Raw genomic sequence first — 17,669 nt, forward strand, 5'->3', positions numbered from 1 at the left:
CATATCTGGTCTCTGGTCTTAACAAGAGTTGCATGCATATTTCGTCTCACTTATTTATTGGTAATCAATATTGAAATACAGGCTGGCGTGGATTTTCCCCGGTTGTACCTGTTCATCTATCTGGTAATACTGCGAATAAAATCGAACGGAATATTTGTCGGATTTGGAGCTTCTCAATTCCACTTTTTTCATTTCATGAAAATTAAGCGGCTGATGATCGTCACCGAGCACTTGCACTCCAATCCCCTTAGCAGAAGAACGTCCTGCCACTGAATTGCTTAACACTCCGTCAGAACCCGAGTTTTTGCCGAATTGCCCATTCCATTTCAAGAAAACAGCAGAGGGCGTTTTATCATCGGTTGCACAAGATAAATGAATATCAAAAGGGGTTTTACCTGCCACCGAACCAGGGGATTTGAACCGGTCCAGAACGACGCCTGGCAGCGTAATATTGCGTGTTTTATCACCATAAATTTTGCATGAGCGATTCAGAATGGTGACAAAGCCAGCCGGAATATAAATATCTATCAGCGGTGAACTCTGCAGTAGGTTATTTATTTCAAAACGCATACCTTCTGAGCCTCCTCTGGCCGATATTCCATCATCAGCCTTAATCAACTCCATATTGATTCTGGCCCCAGATAATTCAGACATGCTTGCAGAAAATTTTGAAGGCCAGGCTATTTCGCGCCCACTTGAAGTGACCAAAGTCATTCTCATACCAACGCCTTTTGCATTGGTTTGAAAAACTCCGGGAGTTTTCATCTTCGACGCTCCACCTGGAACATCAGCGCTAAATTTAATAAGCTCCTCACACTCAGGAGACGGTGGAAGCTGCACAGCAAATGAACCCTTTTTTAGCACTGAGCCTAAAGCATGATTATTTCTGTTGGTTACCGTTTCCGGCGATAAAGTCATTTTTTGTGATTTAACAATACATGTAGCCTGGGAATTAAAACTTACCGCCAGAAGTATCAGCAGTGGTAACCCTGCACGAACTAACGACATATCGCCTCCTGGCTTTTAATATCAATTGTGCAGACTCCATTTTCTGACGAAACACTCACAGTAGGTGATGGGGTTTGGTCAATATAGAGAAGCCCACCCTGACCGACATAACCAATATGGTTATTTTCCTGGTCTTTGATAACCGCGCCAAAAGGTAAAGTCTGTTGGTTGCGCAGTTTGGGATGAATAATGGTCTGTTTATTTATCTTTGTGTCAAAAGCAACGTGAACAACACTGCCTTCAAAGGGCACAACTTTTCTTTGTGTTTGCTGGAAAGTGACGGTGTCATCCGCGCCTTTTGGGTTAATCACCACATCGTTAACACGCCAGGCGCGCAACCACGGCATAACTGCATAACCATTTGAGTCAAAACGGGTTCCTGGCGCTCCATCTAAACGCGCACCTTTTGCATCTGCGGCATAAACCAGTGCTACCGTATCGCTTCTTTCTGGGGAGAAGGTCACCCCTTTACGGTGAGTAATCATTGAACCACTCATTCCCGCACTAGCCTGATGCCAGTCATTACCCTGGCTTAATGTCGTGCTCAGAGTGCTGTAAGGTGAACGGTAAGTTCCATTCATTCCCCAGTCCATATCACCGCCACGGCCATAGGCTGCATTAAGGCCTAGCATCTTATTATTTTCTTCATCAACTGAGGTTGAGAAGCCCATACGCGTATTGCTGGCTTTACCATTACTGCTGTAGCTGTCTGAATATAATTGTGTGTATCCAGAGTCTGAACGCGGGAGTGAATAACTAAAGTTCAGCGCAACCTGATCATCTTTCGTTACGCCACCATATTCATCTTCATTCCATAAACGCTGTACTGAAAGCGTCCAGTTTAAATTGCCCCAGTTATTGCTATAACCGACAGAATATTGTCGATAACTATCCTGCTGTTCCCAGTATTTATTGATCGAACCAGAAATATTTAATGATCCCCATCCATCCTGAAAAGGCTGGCTCAGGCTTAATGACCAGGACTGTTTTTCGCGTAATACTGCGTATTCCGAACCACTGTCTTGCTGTTCAAAAGCATCACGCTGCCCAAAGAAGTTTTTCGCATTGAATTTTCCCTCCAGCCAGAATGAGGTTTGCGACAATGGTAGGGTTCGGTTGTAGGTCAGGCGGTATCCTTGCCCATGGTTTTCCTGATTATCGAAATTAAAGCGTGACTGCGTTATGTCGAGAGCGAAAGCGCCAAAAAAGGTATTCAACCCAGCGCCCGCTAACGCCGACTGGTAATGGTCAAATCCTGTAGCACCAGAATAGAGCGACACATAATTGTTTAGGCCGTACTGCCACGTAGCCTGTGCAGCAAAGGGAGATTCATTGCTATCTTGCTCATCAACTTTCCCAAGCGAAATGTTATAGCGACTCACGCCCGGTTTTAATAATTGTGGTACTGATGAATAAGGAACAGAGAAACGCCGAATACGTCCGTCAGATTCCTGAATAGTGACCAGCAGATCTCCGCCCGTATTTGCCGGTAAAATTGACTCGATTGAGAAAGGTCCTGCCGGTACGGATGTTTGATGAATAACTCTTCCATCCTGTGTCACGGTGACACGTGCATTCGTTTCCGCCATCCCTCTGATATTGGGCGCCCAACTCAAGGTGTTATCCGGGTGCATTTGATCCTGTGATTCAAGCGATGCGCCCAAAATGCTTAAACCATCAAACAACTGGCTATCAGTATAAAATTGTCCGGCACTGAGCATGGACTTCCAGCCAATCAATGGCTTTTTTAAGGTAGTCCGGTTGCTGGAATAATGCTTTCCACTGTCGTTGTTCCAGTCGAGGCTACCAAAATGTTCAAGCAGCCAACCCGATGCAGAAGCTCTTACATCAAGCCCAAGCCATGCACTATCGGAACTGGAGCGACTATCGCCACGTTGCTGCATCGAGTAGTAATCAGCCATATAACCGAGATTAATTGCCGGAATACCCTTCTGCCACTGCTCAGGCTGCACATAGTTGCTATCGGTATTATCCAGATATGCTTGTGGAACACTCATCCGTAATTCCAACAATCCGGCATTAAAGGTTTCTACCGCATTACCGTAAACATCCCATTTATTAATCGTGCCACAGTAATTTTTTTCCTCCGCCAGAGATTTATTCATCCGTAGAGTGTTAACTCCGACAGACTCGAGAAAGTAAGCGGAATGACAGGTTGCTAAGTCACCATCTTTGGTTTTATTAAAAACAACCTCGTGGCGACCACGCCAATGTTCATTGACATAAACATCAACACTATAACGCCCTGGTGGCAATGATTTTATATCGAAAGCACTAAGATCGTTGCTCTTAGCATTTCCCATCAAAATAGCATTATTAAACGTATAACGAATATCATCATCTGCATTAGCACTCATTGGCAGAAATGAAATATTTGCCAATACTAAAAATGGAGTGATGACTGTTTTCTTATAGAGATCCATCTTGTTATATCCTTACTATCCATGAGTAATGACTTTTGTTTCAACCACTCCACCGTAGTCATTAATACTTTGAACAACTAAATTTTGCCCGTGAGAAATATTCTCTTTTACTTTAAATTCCATTTGGCTCTTGGGTGCCACCATCTCACTTTCTTCTAAAAGACCGGAACCTAAAGCAGTTTTAATATCGACAATCGTAATAAAGAAAGGTGAAGGGTTAAGAACCGTTATTTTATTTTTTGACGCGAGTAACTCTAATTTATTTTCAGCATCTGCTCTATTACCCAGCCCTTCAGGTCGCCATATAAATTTAAAGCGGGAACGGATCGCCATATTTAGCATGCCAGCATCTTTTTTATACTCATTTTTATCGATAGCAGGGACATCCAGAATATTTAGCCACCACAGTGACTCTCTGTCATTTATGGAGATTGTTTGCAATTCCTGTTTTTTAATTCTTATCGATTGACCATTTTTCGCATCTACGCGAGCAATAGGTGGAGATATTATAAAGGGCGTAGAGATTTTTTCTGGTGGTACATCAGGATCACCTTCATCTAACCAGATTTGAGCCAGCGATGGCGCACTGCCTGTGTTGGTCATTTGGATAATGATTTCTGCTTCGCTAGCCGGAAAAATAAATCGTGTACCATTGACAATAATATTGTCTGCATAGGATAAGGGTACCGTCATCATAAAAATATAAAAAATAAGAAACCTCATTATAATCTCCATGTAAGCGATACCATAGCCAAAGATGGCTATGGTATTTTTATATTAGTTATAAACCAAATGATAATTTGCTTGTGCTAAAACTGGGCCCGGCGTTACTTCATCATTTTTAGTTTTTCCCGTTTTTATATATCCAACCTGGAATGTATAGGAGAGTGTACCTTCAGGGCTGGATTCATCAGGGTTGTATGATTTGAGTGAATGAAGATTAATTATTTCACTTTCATTATTCAGAATAGCAAGTCCAACATTTTTCGCTCCATGTTCACTATGATTTTTAAGGTAACCATCTTTTGTTGTGTTCATGGGAAAATTACGCCCCCACCTAAGTTTGGGATTGAGAGTTTTGGTATTACATCCAGTAATATTTATGGTAAATGGCACAATACCATAGGCTTGTCCCTGGATAACTCTTGAAATAGGGACCGATGGAAGTTGAACTGTTTTATTACCATTTGTAATATCACATGAATTACCTGATACAAATCCATTAAACTTAACAGTGCCGAACCAATTTTTCTCTGCTTCATAATCTGCCATTGCTGCTGGAGCAAAGCCAATACACGTTAATAAAGCAATAATTGATACCTTATTCATAATATTTCCTTTTGTTAGGAATACAGTAAATCTGTATCTATCAAGAGGTATTTACCTCAGAATTATTATAAATAAGCAAACATATAAGTAACTACGGAGATTAACGTATTTGCATAATGCTTAGTGCTTGCCACTAATACATTAATATTAAAATACATTATTTAATAGCATGTGTTTTTATTTATGAAAGATCATTGAATAAATTAAATCATTAAATATCAACGAGCTTACACTAGAGACAAATAACTTCTGCTTAATAATTCGGTAAAACCGATTTATTATTATGCACAATAAGCTAAATCTCATTAGGTCTAACATCTTATCGTTAGCCCAATTAATGGATGACAGTAAATTTACTGTCCTGGAGAAAATAACTCTATAGAGGGAAGACCCATGCTTAACTACACAGCAGAGCAAAAATTGTTCTTAGTTACCCGACCCTCAGTGCAAAATCATCTTCTTCTGGAGCGCTTGAATCAGGAAATTAAGATCCCGGTTGTGGTCCTGAATGTAAAGAAACCAATGATGTTTTATGCTTCTGAGAAATCTATCTTTATTTACGATACAGATGCAGCCAGCAGTAAATCCAACAAAGTCTGGCCAAAGTTGCTTGCGGAAAGCCAATCCAGCATGCGGATATGCCTGCTTAACTGCTCGAGGGCATTGTCTGTTTATGAAAAATCGATTTGGCATCGCTTCGATACCGTATTACCCAATGACACAACACCTGGCAGTCTGGTTAAAGCCATAAAAAATATGATGCAAAATAAGCATGAGGATAATGCCAACGCTTGCCTTCAAACCTCACCGGAACAAACATATGCTGATAAAAACTCAGGCAATTTGACCATACGGGAATACGAAATTCTGCACGAGTTATGTAAAGGCGAGTCTAATGCTCGCATCGCTCAATCCTTCTTTATCAGTGAAAACACAGTACGAACTCATCTTTATAATATTTTTAAGAAAATATCGGTAAATAATCGAATACAGGCTGTAAATTGGGTTAACCATCAACTTATTAATTAATTACATCAATTGACCCACAGTGCAATAATAACGGGGTTGATTGACTAAATAAATCCAATATGTATATCTAATAAGGGACTTTCGCGCTCAAGGATGTATCGCCACATGCTTAAAAAGAATATCGTACAGGAAGTATTAAATTACATCGAAAATAATATCGATGTGAATATTAACATTGATGATATATCCAGATTTACGGGTTACAGCCGCCGGCACATCCAGACTATTTTTAAACATCATGTAAGAATACCTATCGGTCTCTACATTCGTAAGCGCAGGGTGACTCGGGCATCTATATTCCTGCGTCTAACCAATATGAATGTAATTGATATATCTGCAAAATTTGGCTACGACTCTCAGCAGTCCTTTTGCCGGGAATTTAAAAAAGCTGCAGGGTTGACCCCACTTCAGTACCGCAGAAGTTGCTGTTGGGACTTCTCGCCATTATTGGCAGAATTCAACTTTAGCCGCATTGACGTAGGCAGTTTTCAGATATGCACCTTGCCAGAAGGATATATCTCTGGCCAGATGTCTCATCAAGAAATCACTATCCCGATCAACGAGAACATTTTAGATGTACGCTGGAATAGCATCATCAATCATTTAAATAACCAGAAGCAAAACATTTGGTATATATCAGAATATAACGCACATAAAAAACACTCAATGCGGATAAAAATAAGTTCGGTTATTGGCGTACATAATAAAGAGGTAAACAAAAAGCCGGGTGATCACCCCTACCCTTCGGGGATATATGCCAGATTTTCATTCAGGTGCAATAAAGAAGAATACTCTAAGTATTCAAAACATATTTATCTCAACATTTTCCCTAAACACAGGTTAAAACGTAGACCAGCCCCTGACATTGAGGTTTTTACTTATAACGGCTACGCCAGGCCTGATAATGCTCTGGATTGTGAATACTACATCCCTGTAGAAACAGTAGCCGAATAACAACTAGCTGTGTTGTCTAACTTGCGCAGTATTATCGAGCTTTCTGATCGCTGGCGTGAAACTGGCTGCGAAGGTCGCAACCAGAACCGCAGCTGCACAAGACAGTAAAACATTAGTGTTGCCGTAGTGCATCGCAAGAGGGCCTGCGGCAATTTCGCCAATCGGAATCGCCACAAATGAACCCAATGCATCATAGGCATAAACACGTGCAAGTTTTTCAGGCGGGATATGAGTTTGTAGCGATTGCGCCCAGGCCACACCGAACAACCCAAAACCTACACCAGCTATAAAAAATGCCGCCATCAAAACTGAGGTCGACGGAATAAGAGCCAGGATCACAATTGGCCCTGCGCAAAATGCCGTCAAAATTGTGCCAATTAACAAATCCCGACGTGGCCGCCAACGAAGCGCAATAACAGAGCCGACAATCAAGCCCATACTTTGGGCGGCGATCGCCATGCCCCAACCTGTTCGGCCAAATGTTGCATCTGCGACTACCGGGCCCAGCACCATCATCACCCCGCTAAAAGCCGCATTCACGATGGTAAATTGCACCACAATTGCCCAGACCCATGAGCGAGAAATAAACTCCACCCAACCGTCCTTTAAATCCTGCAAGATATTGGATTGCGCGCTTTGAGGTTGTGCCGAATTAGTTCGAATCAATAAATACAGTGGTGCTGATGCTGCAAATCCTAAAGCATCAATGGCCAATCCCCAGCCCGGCCCCATTACGCTTATGAGAACACCACCCAGTGATGCACCAATGACCGTTCCGCCATAAATACCTAACTGGATAAAAGCATTCGCCTCCCGTAAGGAATGCACCGGAACAGTTTGTGGGACCATAGCTTGCGAAGCGGGTAACGAGGCCCCCGCGGCTGCACCATTTATAGCGCCAAGTATCACCAACAGCATGATTGTTGCCGAGCCATCCAGAACGAGGCCAGCAACAACCCCCTGTGAGATTGCAGCGATAACCGATGAGTACAGCAGAACACGACTGCGGGAATAGCGATCGGCAAGTACACCGCCAATCAATAAGAAAGCGACGTTAAAAATCGAGCGAGCAGCAATAACAATGCCCAAATCAGCAGCCGATCCCCCCATGTCGAGCACGGCAAACGCCAGAGCAATGGGTGCGATGCCATTGCCCAGTACCGTCAGCAGACGAGCAAAAAACAAATTGCGGAACGGCGCGTAGTAGAATGCCCGCTTAGAAGATATCGCTGCCGTATATGTACTCACTGATATTCCTCGAAACTGTTTTGCTTCGCTGTGGTGTTATGAAAAGTTATGGACTCACTAAATCCTGCGCGCACGCCCAGGCTGAGCTCCAGGCCCACTGGAAATTATACCCGCCTAACCAACCACTTACGTCCATCACTTCACCGATGAAATAAAGGCCCGGTACATTGCGTGCTTCCATGGTGCGCGAACTGAGTTCTTTAGTATCCACCCCACCCAGCGTCACTTCTGCAGTGCGGTAACCTTCGGTGCCATTAGGCTGTACTTGCCAGGCTTGCAGGGTTTCAATCAGCTCACTTTGTTGACGCACGTTAAGCTGCTTAAGCGTGACATCGGGAATTTGCCCAAGTTGTTGCAAGCACTCTACCAGGCGTTTTGGTAACACCATCGCCAGAGTGTTTTTCAGGCTTTGATTTGGGTGGCTGGTGCGCTGTTCGTTCAGCAATACGTCCAGATCGGTATCAGGAAGTAAGTTAACGCTCACAAACTCACCAGGCTGCCAATAACTAGAAAGCTGCAATACCGCAGGCCCGGACAAACCGCGATGGGTAAACAGCAAACTTTCACGGAAACTGACACCATTTTCCGCAGTAATCACTGAAGGAACGGATACGCCAGAAAGCACCTGGAGCTGTTCGAGTAGAGGTTTATGCAAAGTAAACGGCACCAGGCCTGCGCGAGTCGGGAGAACTTTCAGCCCAAACTGCTCGGCAACTTTATAACCAAAAGGCGTTGCCCCAAGGCCCGGCATGGACAGTCCACCCGTTGCGATGACCAATTTTGCCGCTTGCACGCTGTCGCCATTTAATTGGATGGTATAGCCGTTTTCGTCACGTTCTATGCCCAGCACTTCGCTGCGCAGGCGGATAATGACTTGCCCTTTTTCACATTCTGCAACCAGCATGTCGACAATTTGTTGTGCTGAGTCGTCGCAGAAAAGTTGACCCAGGGTTTTCTCATGCCACGCGATACCGTGCTTACCGACCATGTCGATAAAATCCCACTGCGTATAACGCGCAAGAGCAGATTTGCAAAAATGAGGGTTTTGGCTGAGATATGCGGCAGGTTCGATATAAAGATTAGTAAAGTTGCAGCGCCCACCACCTGACATCAGGATTTTACGGCCCGGTTTTTTACCGTTATCGATGAGTAGCACTTTGCTTCCCGCCTGCCCAGCCATCGCTGCACAGAACATTCCTGCGGCTCCCGCACCAATAATTACGGCATCAAACTTTTCCACGACCTACTCCCGACTATGCTTAATGCAAGGAATTGTAAAGATAGCAGCCTGGTCGCACCAGCTAAATGCGTCTTAACAATTGCAGGTGATTGAAAATAAATATGTAAATCTTTTCATTGTTTGACCCAGGAAGGACAAACATCAAGAAAAGTCCATATTTCTGTTGGCGCATTACAGAGTTGTCTTACATAATGCGCCGCGTTCATGTCCTCAAAATGGCGTAACGTCTATGGAATTTCTGTTTAACGGCCTGGATCTTCATACCGGGCTTTTGCTATTACTTGCTCTGGCGTTTGTTCTCTTCTACGAAGCGATCAATGGCTTTCATGACACTGCTAACGCAGTGGCAACTGTTATCTATACACGTGCAATGCGATCGCACCTCGCGGTGGCAATGGCGGCATTATTTAACTTCCTCGGCGTTCTGCTCGGTGGATTGAGTGTTGCGTATGCGATTGTGCATATGTTGCCAACCGATCTGCTGTTGAACGTAGGGTCCGCTCATGGCTTAGCCATGGTGTTCTCTATGTTACTGGCCGCTATCATCTGGAACCTCGGCACTTGGTATTTTGGTCTGCCGGCATCCAGCTCCCATACGCTTATCGGTGCCATCATTGGTATTGGTTTGACGAACGCACTGATGACCGGAACCTCGGTTGTTGATGCGCTGAATATCCCGAAAGTCATTGGGATCTTCATGTCGTTAATCCTTTCCCCAATCGTGGGTCTGGTGATTGCGGGCGGGTTAATCTTTTTGCTACGTCGCTACTGGAGCGGCACCAAAAAGCGCCGTCGTATCCACCTGACACCTGCCGAGCGTGAAAAACAAGACGGCAAGAAAAAGCCTCCATTCTGGACTCGTATCGCTCTGATTATCTCCGCTATTGGCGTGAGCTTCTCTCATGGTGCAAACGACGGTCAGAAAGGTATCGGCTTGATCATGCTGGTGCTGATTGGTGTAGCGCCTGCTGGCTTTGTGGTGAACATGAATGCTTCTGGATACGATATTGCTCGTACCCGTGATGCCATCACCCACCTTGAGCAGTACTACGCGCAGCATGGCGATGTGATTAAGCATGTTGTTGATCTCAATCCAGCTATCCCGACCCCTGAAGAAGTGAAGGGCCAGGATAAACCTGCTGAGTTCCATTGCGATGCCAGCCGCGCCATGATTGCGGTACAGCGTGCAAAAGAGCTGCTGGGTAATATCGACAGCTACGACAAGCTGAGCATTGAGCAGCGTAGCCATATGCGCCGTCTGCTGCTTTGCATTTCAGATACTTCAGAGAAAGTTGCTGCTCTGCCGGAAACCAAACCGGACGATAAGCGCTTCCTGAAAGAGCTGAAAACTGACTTGCTGTATACCATCGAGTACGCACCAATCTGGATTATCATGGCGGTTGCTCTGGCACTCGGCCTCGGTACTATGATTGGCTGGCGTCGTGTGGCGACAACTATCGGTGAGAAGATTGGTAAGAAAGGCATGACGTATGCGCAGGGTATGTCCGCGCAGATGACAGCCGCCGTCTCCATTGGTATTGCGAGCTACACCGGTATGCCGGTTTCTACCACTCACGTGCTTTCTTCTTCCGTAGCGGGGACGATGGTTGTTGATGGTGGCGGTTTGCAGCGTAAAACGGTAACCAACATCCTGATGGCCTGGGTGTTTACTTTGCCGGTGTCGATTCTGCTTTCTGGTTCTCTTTACTGGATTTCACTGCACTTTATTTAAGAGTGGTGTAGTCACCAAAAAGCAAAAAGCGGGTCAGTTTACTGGCCCGCTTTTTTTATACGCTGCTTAAATCACTAGTGCCAAAGCATTAAACCAATCAAACTTATTACGACTAATCCACACAAAGCACTGGTCAAAATAAACTGGCGGCGCAGACGTTCACAGCGGCGGATAAACTCATCGTCGTGATGGTCAAGATAGCGTTGAGCATAGATATAGCCCACTAAGCGGATCTGTTTGCTGGGCTGGCCATGAGAGGTAAAAAAACCGCCTCCATCGACGTATTGATACAACAGCGGATCACACCCGCGTAATACCACCAGCAGCGCACGCAAAGATGAGTAATAGCGCGCCATATTCACAACACAAACTACACAAAGCGCCCAAAAAAGCGCAACGGTGCTGATCATCATAATTCCCCTCCCGGTGAAGCCCCAGAACATCACTCCAGGGCAACCGCTCACCCCGAAAACCAGAAAGACCGTTTAGCGAGCCCAAAAAACCGATCCGGATCGCATTACTATACCCAATGGATTTCGAGTTGCAGGCAGGCGGCAAGATAATGAGTCCCGATGAGCTTACACTAGTAAGTGATTCGGGCGATTGAACGCAGCCAACGTACATGCAACTTGAAAGACGACGGGTATATTCCGGAACGGCTTATTTAATAGTGTAGGAGATCCGCTAATTTTTTTGCCACATCATTAATCTTTATCAAAACGATAACGGCTATTTGGGTCTTCAATGTATACAACGGTGGCACATTGACGATTTCTATCATTCGCTATAGGGTAGAAATATCATCTACAATTTAGGTCTTTACACGCGGGTAGCACCACAGCAGCACATTGTGCTATCCGACCAGGCTGGTCATCGACAACTTATGGAAGGAGTAAAATTATGGCTTACAAACACATTTTAATCGCGGTAGACCTCTCCCCGGAGAGCAAAGTACTGGTGGAAAAAGCAGTTTCTATGGCTCGCCCATACAACGCGAAGGTTTCCCTGATTCATGTTGATGTAAATTACTCCGATCTCTACACCGGATTGATTGATGTAAATCTGGGTGATATGCAGAAGCGTATTTCTGAAGAAACCCACCACGCGTTAAGCGAACTGTCTACTGGTGCAGGTTATCCGATTACTGAAACTCTGAGCGGTAGCGGCGATCTGGGCCAGGTTCTGGTAGATGCCATTAAGAAATACGACATGGATTTGGTTGTTTGCGGTCATCACCAGGATTTCTGGAGCAAACTGATGTCTTCCGCACGCCAGCTTATCAACACCGTTCACGTTGATATGTTGATTGTTCCATTGCGTGACGAAGACGAAGATTAATTTACCCTTCGTTTTTCACGCTGTAGGTGCGTTAGGTATAAATGCTTTGAAGCCCCGCGATGCGGGGCTTTTTTTGATGCTTTAAACTGCTGTACCCGAATAAATATCAAAACGGTGGCCTTTGGTGACCACAGCGTTATGCGTTTCCACACCACCGAGCGGTGGCGCGTAGTCCGGGCGTTTCACAACCACACGCTTTGTCGCCAGTTTTTGCGCAGGCAACAGCAAACCATCTGCATCTTCGTCCGGCCCCACCAGCGACTGAAAGACACGCATTTCCTTCTTCACCAGCGCGCTTTTCTGCTTATGCGGGAACATCGGGTCGAGATAAACCACTTCCGGGCGCGGTGTAATATCGCTTAACGCCGTCAGGCTGGACGCGTGAATCAACTGCAAGCGTTCCTGCAACCAGCCGCCGATTTCTGCATCCTGGTAACCACGGCGCAAGCCGTCGTCGAGCAAAGCCGCAACCACTGGGTTACGCTCTAACATTCGCACCCGGCAGCCCACAGACGCCAGCACAAACGCATCACGCCCAAGCCCGGCCGTGGCATCGACGACACTCGGCAAATAGCCGCTTTTGATGCCAACCGCTTTTGCTACCGCTTCGCCACGCCCGCCGCCAAACTTGCGGCGATGCGCCATCGCACCCGAAACAAAATCGACAAAAATGCCACCGAGTTTTGGCTCGTCGCGCTTACGCAATTCCAGATGGTCAGGCGTTAACACCAGCGCCATCAGCGAGTCTTCGTCGTGCTCAAGGCCCCAGCGTTCGCTCAAAAGTGATAAGGCGCCGGAGTCGGCGCCTGATTCAGTTAGTAAACAGATTTTCACAGAATGACTTAGCCCTTGATACCGTAATGAGCCAGCATCGCATCGAGCTGAGGCTCACGGCCACGGAAGCGTTTGAACAGTTCCATTGGCTCTTCTGAACCGCCACGGGTCAGGATGTTATCAAGGAATGACTGGCCGGTTTCGCGGTTGAAAATACCCTCTTCTTCAAAACGCGAGAACGCATCGGCTGCCAACACATCGGCCCACAGGTAGCTGTAGTAACCCGCTGCATAACCACCTGCAAAGATGTGGCTGAAGGCGTGTGGGAAACGGCCCCATTTTGGTGATGGCACAACCGCAACCAGCTTCTTGATTTCATATAGAGTTTCCAGCACTTTCGCGCCCTGCTCTGGGTTGAATTCAGCATGCAGACGGAAGTCGAACAGGCCGAACTCCAGTTGACGCAGAATAAACAGCGCTGCCTGGTAGTTTTTCGCCGCCAGCATTTTATCCAGCAATTCTTTTGGCAACGGTTCGCCGGTTTCGAAATGGCCGGAGATAAACGCCAGTGCATCCGGCTCCCAGCACCAGTTTTCCATAAACTGGCTTGGCAGTTCGACCGCATCCCACGGCACACCGTTAATGCCAGAAACACCCGCCGTTTCGACTTTAGTCAGCATGTGGTGCAAGCCGTGGCCGAACTCATGGAACAGCGTGATCACTTCGTCATGAGTAAACAGTGCAGGTTTGCCATTTACAGGGCGGTTAAAGTTACAAGTCAGGTAAGCGACAGGTTTTTGCAGCGAACCGTCAGCTTTACGCATCTGGCCTACGCAGTCGTCCATCCACGCTCCACCGCGTTTGTTTTCACGCGCATAGAGGTCGAGATAGAAGCTGCCGCGCAACTCGCCTTTCTCGTCATACAGCTCGAAGAAACGCACATCCGAATGCCAGACGTCGATATCTTTACGCTCTTTCGCGGTGATACCGTAAATGCGTTTTACCACTTCAAACAGGCCGTTTACCGCGCGGTCTTCCGGGAAGTACGGGCGCAGTTGCTCGTCGCTGATGCTGTACAGATGCTGTTTCTGTTTTTCGCTGTAATAGGTGATATCCCACGGTTCCAGCTCGGTGACGTTAAATTCTTTTTGGGTGAATGCACGCAGTTGCGCCAGTTCCGCTTCGCCCTGTGGACGCGCACGTTTCGCCAAATCGGTTAAGAACTCCAGAACCTGCTGCGGGTTTTCTGCCATTTTAGTGGCGAGAGATTTTTCCGCATAGTTGCCAAAACCCAGCAGCTCAGCCAGTTCGTGGCGCAGTGCCAGAATTTCTTCCATCACCGGGGTGTTATCCCACTTGCCTGCATTCGGACCTTGATCGGAGGCGCGAGTGGCATAAGCGCGATACATCTCTTCACGCAGCTCGCGGTTGTCGCAGTAAGTAAGCACTGGCAAATAGCTTGGAATATCCAGTGTCAGCAACCAGCCATCTTGCTCTTTAGTTTCCGCCTGAGCACGTGCTGCTGCCAATGCGCTTTCCGGCATACCAGAAAGCTGTGCTTCGTCTGTAATCAGTTTCGTCCAGCCCTGGGTCGCATCCAGCACGTTGTTGCTGTAGGTCGATCCCAGTTCAGACAAGCGTGCAGCGATTTCGCCGTAACGCTTCTGTTTTTCTTCCGGCAAGCCAATGCCAGAGAGCTCGAAATCACGCAGCGCGTTATCGACGGCCTTCTTCTCAGCAACGCTGAGATCGGCATAAAACGCGCCATCGCGCAGGTCGCGATACGCCTGATAGAGCCCTTCGTTCTGCCCAACCCAAGTGCTGTATTCAGACAGCAGCGGCAGCGTTTGCTCATAGGCTTCACGCAGTTCTGCGCTGTTTTGTACCGAATTCAGGTGGCTGACCGGGGAGAAAATACGCCCCAGGCGGTCGTCCACTTCAGCCAGCGGCTGGCAAAGATTATCCCAGTTATAAGGCGCACCCTGTGCTACCACGCTTTCGACTTTCGCACGGCAATCATCCAGCGCTTGCTGCACGGCAGGGACGATATGTTCAGGTTTGAGAGAGGAAAACGGCGGCAGGTCGAAAGGCGTTAACAATGGATTGGTCATAAGCGCGGTTCCTGATATCTGAGAAGTGGAGCGCGGCTCGCGCGCTACAAAAGCAATCTTATTAAGATGAGGCTTAGTGTAGTTAATTTCAATGCCAGGCACGAAGCATAAGGCTGTATACTGTGCAGAATAGTTGTTCTTCTTTTGTCTTTGGAAACCCTTCAAGCCATGCTCAGTTATCGCCACAGCTTTCACGCCGGCAACCACGCCGACGTACTGAAACACACCGTTCAAAGTCTGATTATTGAATCCTTAAAAGAGAAGGATAAGCCTTTTCTGTATCTGGATACTCATGCAGGCGCTGGCCGATACAAACTGAGCAGCGAACATGCTGAGCGCACGGGTGAATATCTCGAAGGGATCGGCCGCATCTGGCAACACGATGATTTGCCAGCGGAACTTGAGCCGTATATCAATGCGGTTAAAGCTTATAACCATAGCGGCCAGCTGCGTTACTACCCAGGCTCTCCGCTGATTGCACGCCACCTTCTGCGCGAGCAAGACAGCCTGCAACTGACCGAATTGCACCCGTCTGATTTCCCACTGCTGCGCTCTGAATTCCAGAAAGACAACCGCGCACGCGTTGAACGCGCTGACGGTTATACCCAACTGAAATCAAAACTGCCGCCGGTTTCCCGTCGAGGTCTGATTCTTATCGACCCGCCGTATGAAATTAAAACCGACTACCAGGCTGTAGTTACTGGTATCAACGATGGCTACAAACGTTTTGCAACAGGCACGTATGCGCTTTGGTATCCGGTAGTTATGCGCCAGCAGATCAAACGTATGCTGCGCGAGCTGGAAGAAACCGGCATTCGCCGTATTTTACAAATTGAGCTGGCGGTACTTCCGGACAGTGACCGCCGTGGTATGACTGCTTCTGGCATGATTGTTATCAACCCACCGTGGAAGCTGGAACAGCAAATGGCTAATGTACTGCCTTGGCTGCATAAAACACTGGTTCCATCAGGCAACGGTTCGACTACGCTGAGCTGGGTTGTGCCTGAGTAATAGCTATCAGAGACATCGGTGGAACCTTTGCTCTAAAATTTCTCGGCGCGCTACAATCGCGCATATTTTTTCGACTCATTAGGGAAACATTATGACCAAACATTATGACTACCTCGCCATTGGCGGCGGCAGCGGCGGTATTGCCTCCATTAACCGTGCTGCGATGTATGGGAAGAAGTGCGCGCTGATTGAAGCGAAAGAGTTAGGCGGCACCTGCGTTAACGTGGGTTGCGTACCGAAAAAAGTGATGTGGCATGCGGCGCAAATCGCAGAAGCTATCCACAACTACGGCCCGGATTACGGTTTTGACACCACAGTGAATAAGTTCGACTGGGACAAACTGATTGCCAGCCGTACCGCGTATATCGACCGTATCCACACCTCTTATGACAATGTGCTGGGTAAAAACAACGTTGACGTCATTCGTGGCTTTGCCAAGTTTGTCGATGCGCACACGGTTGAAGTGAATGGCGAAACCATCACCGCAGACCACATCCTGATTGCCACCGGTGGCCGCCCAAGCCGCCCGTCAATTCCAGGCGCTGAATATGGTATTGATTCTGATGGCTTCTTCGCACTGCCTGCTTTGCCAAAACGCATAGCGGTTGTGGGTGCAGGTTACATCGCGGTTGAAATCGCAGGCGTGGTTAACGCGCTGGGTTCAGAAACCCATCTGTTCGTGCGCCAGCATGCGCCGCTGCGTACTTTCGACCCACTGATTGTGGAAACCCTGTTGGAAGTGATTAACACCGAAGGCCCAACGCTGCACACGCAAGCGGTGCCGAAAGCGGTGGTTAAAAATGCCGATGGCAGTCTGACGCTGCAACTGGAAGATGGCCGCTCTGAAACGGTGGATTGCCTGATTTGGGCGATTGGCCGCCAGCCAGAAACCGACAACTTCAACCTGGCGGCAACCGGTGTGAAAACCAATGCCAAAGGCTACATTGAAGTCGATAAATTCCAGAACACCAGCGTGCCGGGCATTTATGCCGTGGGCGATAACACCGGTGCTGTAGAACTGACACCTGTCGCAGTTGCAGCGGGTCGTCGCCTGTCTGAACGCCTGTTTAACAACAAGCCGGACGAGCATCTGGATTACAGCAACGTGCCAACCGTGGTATTCAGCCACCCGCCAATCGGCACGGTCGGTTTAACCGAGCCACAAGCGCGTGAGCAGTACGGCGACGATAACGTGAAAGTGTATAAATCATCTTTCACTGCGATGTACACCGCAGTGACTTCGCACCGCCAGCCATGCCGCATGAAACTGGTGTGCGCCGGCCCGGATGAGAAGATTGTCGGTATTCACGGCATTGGTTACGGCATGGACGAAATGCTGCAAGGCTTTGCGGTGGCACTGAAAATGGGCGCAACCAAGAAAGACTTTGATAACACCGTGGCAATTCACCCAACCGGATCTGAAGAATTCGTTACTATGAGAGGTTAGTGTA

15 protein-coding genes are annotated in these 17,669 nt (G+C 47.3%); 6 read left to right on the forward strand and 9 right to left on the reverse strand.

Features of this window, described 5'->3' with window-relative positions:
* Window positions 1-54: 54 nt before the first annotated feature.
* From EDF88_RS16385 to EDF88_RS16400, 4 genes are read right to left on the reverse strand one after another with little or no spacing between them, the layout of a single operon-like run.
* Window positions 55-1,008 (reverse strand): fimbrial protein, encoded by a 954-nt coding sequence (locus tag EDF88_RS16385; protein WP_134185864.1) that lies wholly within the window; start codon window positions 1,006-1,008, stop codon window positions 55-57.
* Window positions 999-3,452: a fimbria/pilus outer membrane usher protein gene (locus tag EDF88_RS16390; RefSeq protein WP_134185866.1), complete on the reverse strand. Its 2,454-nt coding sequence runs from the start codon at window positions 3,450-3,452 to the stop codon at window positions 999-1,001. Before EDF88_RS16390 ends, EDF88_RS16385 begins: the two co-directional genes overlap by 10 nt.
* Before the next feature lie 15 nt (window positions 3,453-3,467).
* Window positions 3,468-4,175, reverse strand: coding sequence for a molecular chaperone (locus EDF88_RS16395; protein WP_208326152.1), 708 nt, complete (start codon window positions 4,173-4,175; stop codon window positions 3,468-3,470).
* A 54-nt stretch (window positions 4,176-4,229) separates the two neighbouring features.
* On the reverse strand, window positions 4,230-4,781 hold the full coding sequence (locus EDF88_RS16400; protein WP_134185868.1) for a fimbrial protein: 552 nt from the start codon (window positions 4,779-4,781) through the stop codon (window positions 4,230-4,232).
* A gap of 393 nt (window positions 4,782-5,174) precedes the next feature.
* On the opposite strand from EDF88_RS16400, the gene EDF88_RS16405 reads away from it, so the two are divergent.
* Complete coding sequence (locus EDF88_RS16405) at window positions 5,175-5,810, forward strand: LuxR C-terminal-related transcriptional regulator (protein ID WP_064514680.1); 636 nt, start codon at window positions 5,175-5,177, stop codon at window positions 5,808-5,810.
* A gap of 105 nt (window positions 5,811-5,915) precedes the next feature.
* Window positions 5,916-6,764, forward strand: a complete 849-nt coding sequence (locus tag EDF88_RS16410) for a helix-turn-helix domain-containing protein (RefSeq protein WP_166671985.1) — start codon at window positions 5,916-5,918, stop codon at window positions 6,762-6,764.
* A 3-nt stretch (window positions 6,765-6,767) separates the two neighbouring features.
* Here EDF88_RS16410 and EDF88_RS16415 read toward each other — a convergent pair whose 3' ends face one another.
* Window positions 6,768-8,012: an MFS transporter gene (locus EDF88_RS16415; protein ID WP_134185872.1), complete on the reverse strand. Its 1,245-nt coding sequence runs from the start codon at window positions 8,010-8,012 to the stop codon at window positions 6,768-6,770.
* 46 nt (window positions 8,013-8,058) lie between these two features.
* Entirely contained in the window at window positions 8,059-9,252 is a 1,194-nt protein-coding gene (locus EDF88_RS16420; RefSeq protein ID WP_134185874.1) for an NAD(P)/FAD-dependent oxidoreductase, read from the reverse strand.
* 229 nt (window positions 9,253-9,481) lie between these two features.
* Between EDF88_RS16420 and pitA the strand changes: the two genes are divergently transcribed.
* Window positions 9,482-10,984 carry an inorganic phosphate transporter PitA gene (pitA, locus tag EDF88_RS16425; RefSeq protein WP_064514688.1) on the forward strand — a complete coding sequence of 501 codons (1,503 nt, stop codon included), beginning with the start codon at window positions 9,482-9,484 and terminating at the stop codon, window positions 10,982-10,984.
* Between the two features lie 74 nt (window positions 10,985-11,058).
* On the opposite strand, the gene uspB is transcribed toward pitA, so the two are convergent.
* Window positions 11,059-11,394: a universal stress protein UspB gene (gene uspB / locus EDF88_RS16430; RefSeq protein WP_064514691.1), complete on the reverse strand. Its 336-nt coding sequence runs from the start codon at window positions 11,392-11,394 to the stop codon at window positions 11,059-11,061.
* A 490-nt stretch (window positions 11,395-11,884) separates the two neighbouring features.
* Here uspB and uspA point away from each other — a divergent pair, with 490 nt between their 5' ends.
* Entirely contained in the window at window positions 11,885-12,322 is a 438-nt protein-coding gene (uspA, locus tag EDF88_RS16435; protein WP_034460563.1) for a universal stress protein UspA, read from the forward strand.
* 81 nt (window positions 12,323-12,403) lie between these two features.
* Here uspA and rsmJ read toward each other — a convergent pair whose 3' ends face one another.
* Window positions 12,404-13,156, reverse strand: a complete 753-nt coding sequence (gene rsmJ, locus EDF88_RS16440) for a 16S rRNA (guanine(1516)-N(2))-methyltransferase RsmJ (protein ID WP_064561329.1) — start codon at window positions 13,154-13,156, stop codon at window positions 12,404-12,406.
* Between the two features lie 8 nt (window positions 13,157-13,164).
* The gene (gene prlC, locus EDF88_RS16445) at window positions 13,165-15,207 is read right to left on the reverse strand and encodes an oligopeptidase A (protein ID WP_134185876.1); all 2,043 of its coding nucleotides are present in this window, start codon (window positions 15,205-15,207) and stop codon (window positions 13,165-13,167) included.
* Between the two features lie 168 nt (window positions 15,208-15,375).
* Here prlC and EDF88_RS16450 point away from each other — a divergent pair, with 168 nt between their 5' ends.
* Together EDF88_RS16450 and gorA are read left to right on the forward strand one after the other, a co-directional pair.
* Entirely contained in the window at window positions 15,376-16,218 is an 843-nt protein-coding gene (locus EDF88_RS16450; protein WP_064514697.1) for a 23S rRNA (adenine(2030)-N(6))-methyltransferase RlmJ, read from the forward strand.
* A gap of 91 nt (window positions 16,219-16,309) precedes the next feature.
* Window positions 16,310-17,665: a glutathione-disulfide reductase gene (gene gorA / locus EDF88_RS16455; RefSeq protein WP_134185878.1), complete on the forward strand. Its 1,356-nt coding sequence runs from the start codon at window positions 16,310-16,312 to the stop codon at window positions 17,663-17,665.
* Window positions 17,666-17,669: the final 4 nt, after the last annotated feature.

The organism is Buttiauxella sp. BIGb0552, assembly GCF_004366275.1.
GTDB lineage: Bacteria > Pseudomonadota > Gammaproteobacteria > Enterobacterales > Enterobacteriaceae > Buttiauxella > Buttiauxella gaviniae.

What these genes read in the sequence shown, in the direction of transcription:
- EDF88_RS16385 (WP_134185864.1), bottom strand. Translation starts at nt 1,008, where the DNA reads ATGTCGTTAGTTCGTGCAGGGTTACCACTGCTGATACTTCTGGCGGTA.
- EDF88_RS16390 (WP_134185866.1), bottom strand. Translation starts at nt 3,452, where the DNA reads ATGGATCTCTATAAGAAAACAGTCATCACTCCATTTTTAGTATTGGCA.
- EDF88_RS16395 (WP_208326152.1), bottom strand. Translation starts at nt 4,175, where the DNA reads ATGAGGTTTCTTATTTTTTATATTTTTATGATGACGGTACCCTTATCC.
- EDF88_RS16400 (WP_134185868.1), bottom strand. Translation starts at nt 4,781, where the DNA reads ATGAATAAGGTATCAATTATTGCTTTATTAACGTGTATTGGCTTTGCT.
- EDF88_RS16405 (WP_064514680.1), top strand. Translation starts at nt 5,175, where the DNA reads ATGCTTAACTACACAGCAGAGCAAAAATTGTTCTTAGTTACCCGACCC.
- EDF88_RS16410 (WP_166671985.1), top strand. Translation starts at nt 5,916, where the DNA reads ATGCTTAAAAAGAATATCGTACAGGAAGTATTAAATTACATCGAAAAT.
- pitA (WP_064514688.1), top strand. Translation starts at nt 9,482, where the DNA reads ATGGAATTTCTGTTTAACGGCCTGGATCTTCATACCGGGCTTTTGCTA.
- uspB (WP_064514691.1), bottom strand. Translation starts at nt 11,394, where the DNA reads ATGATCAGCACCGTTGCGCTTTTTTGGGCGCTTTGTGTAGTTTGTGTT.
- uspA (WP_034460563.1), top strand. Translation starts at nt 11,885, where the DNA reads ATGGCTTACAAACACATTTTAATCGCGGTAGACCTCTCCCCGGAGAGC.
- prlC (WP_134185876.1), bottom strand. Translation starts at nt 15,207, where the DNA reads ATGACCAATCCATTGTTAACGCCTTTCGACCTGCCGCCGTTTTCCTCT.
- EDF88_RS16450 (WP_064514697.1), top strand. Translation starts at nt 15,376, where the DNA reads ATGCTCAGTTATCGCCACAGCTTTCACGCCGGCAACCACGCCGACGTA.
- gorA (WP_134185878.1), top strand. Translation starts at nt 16,310, where the DNA reads ATGACCAAACATTATGACTACCTCGCCATTGGCGGCGGCAGCGGCGGT.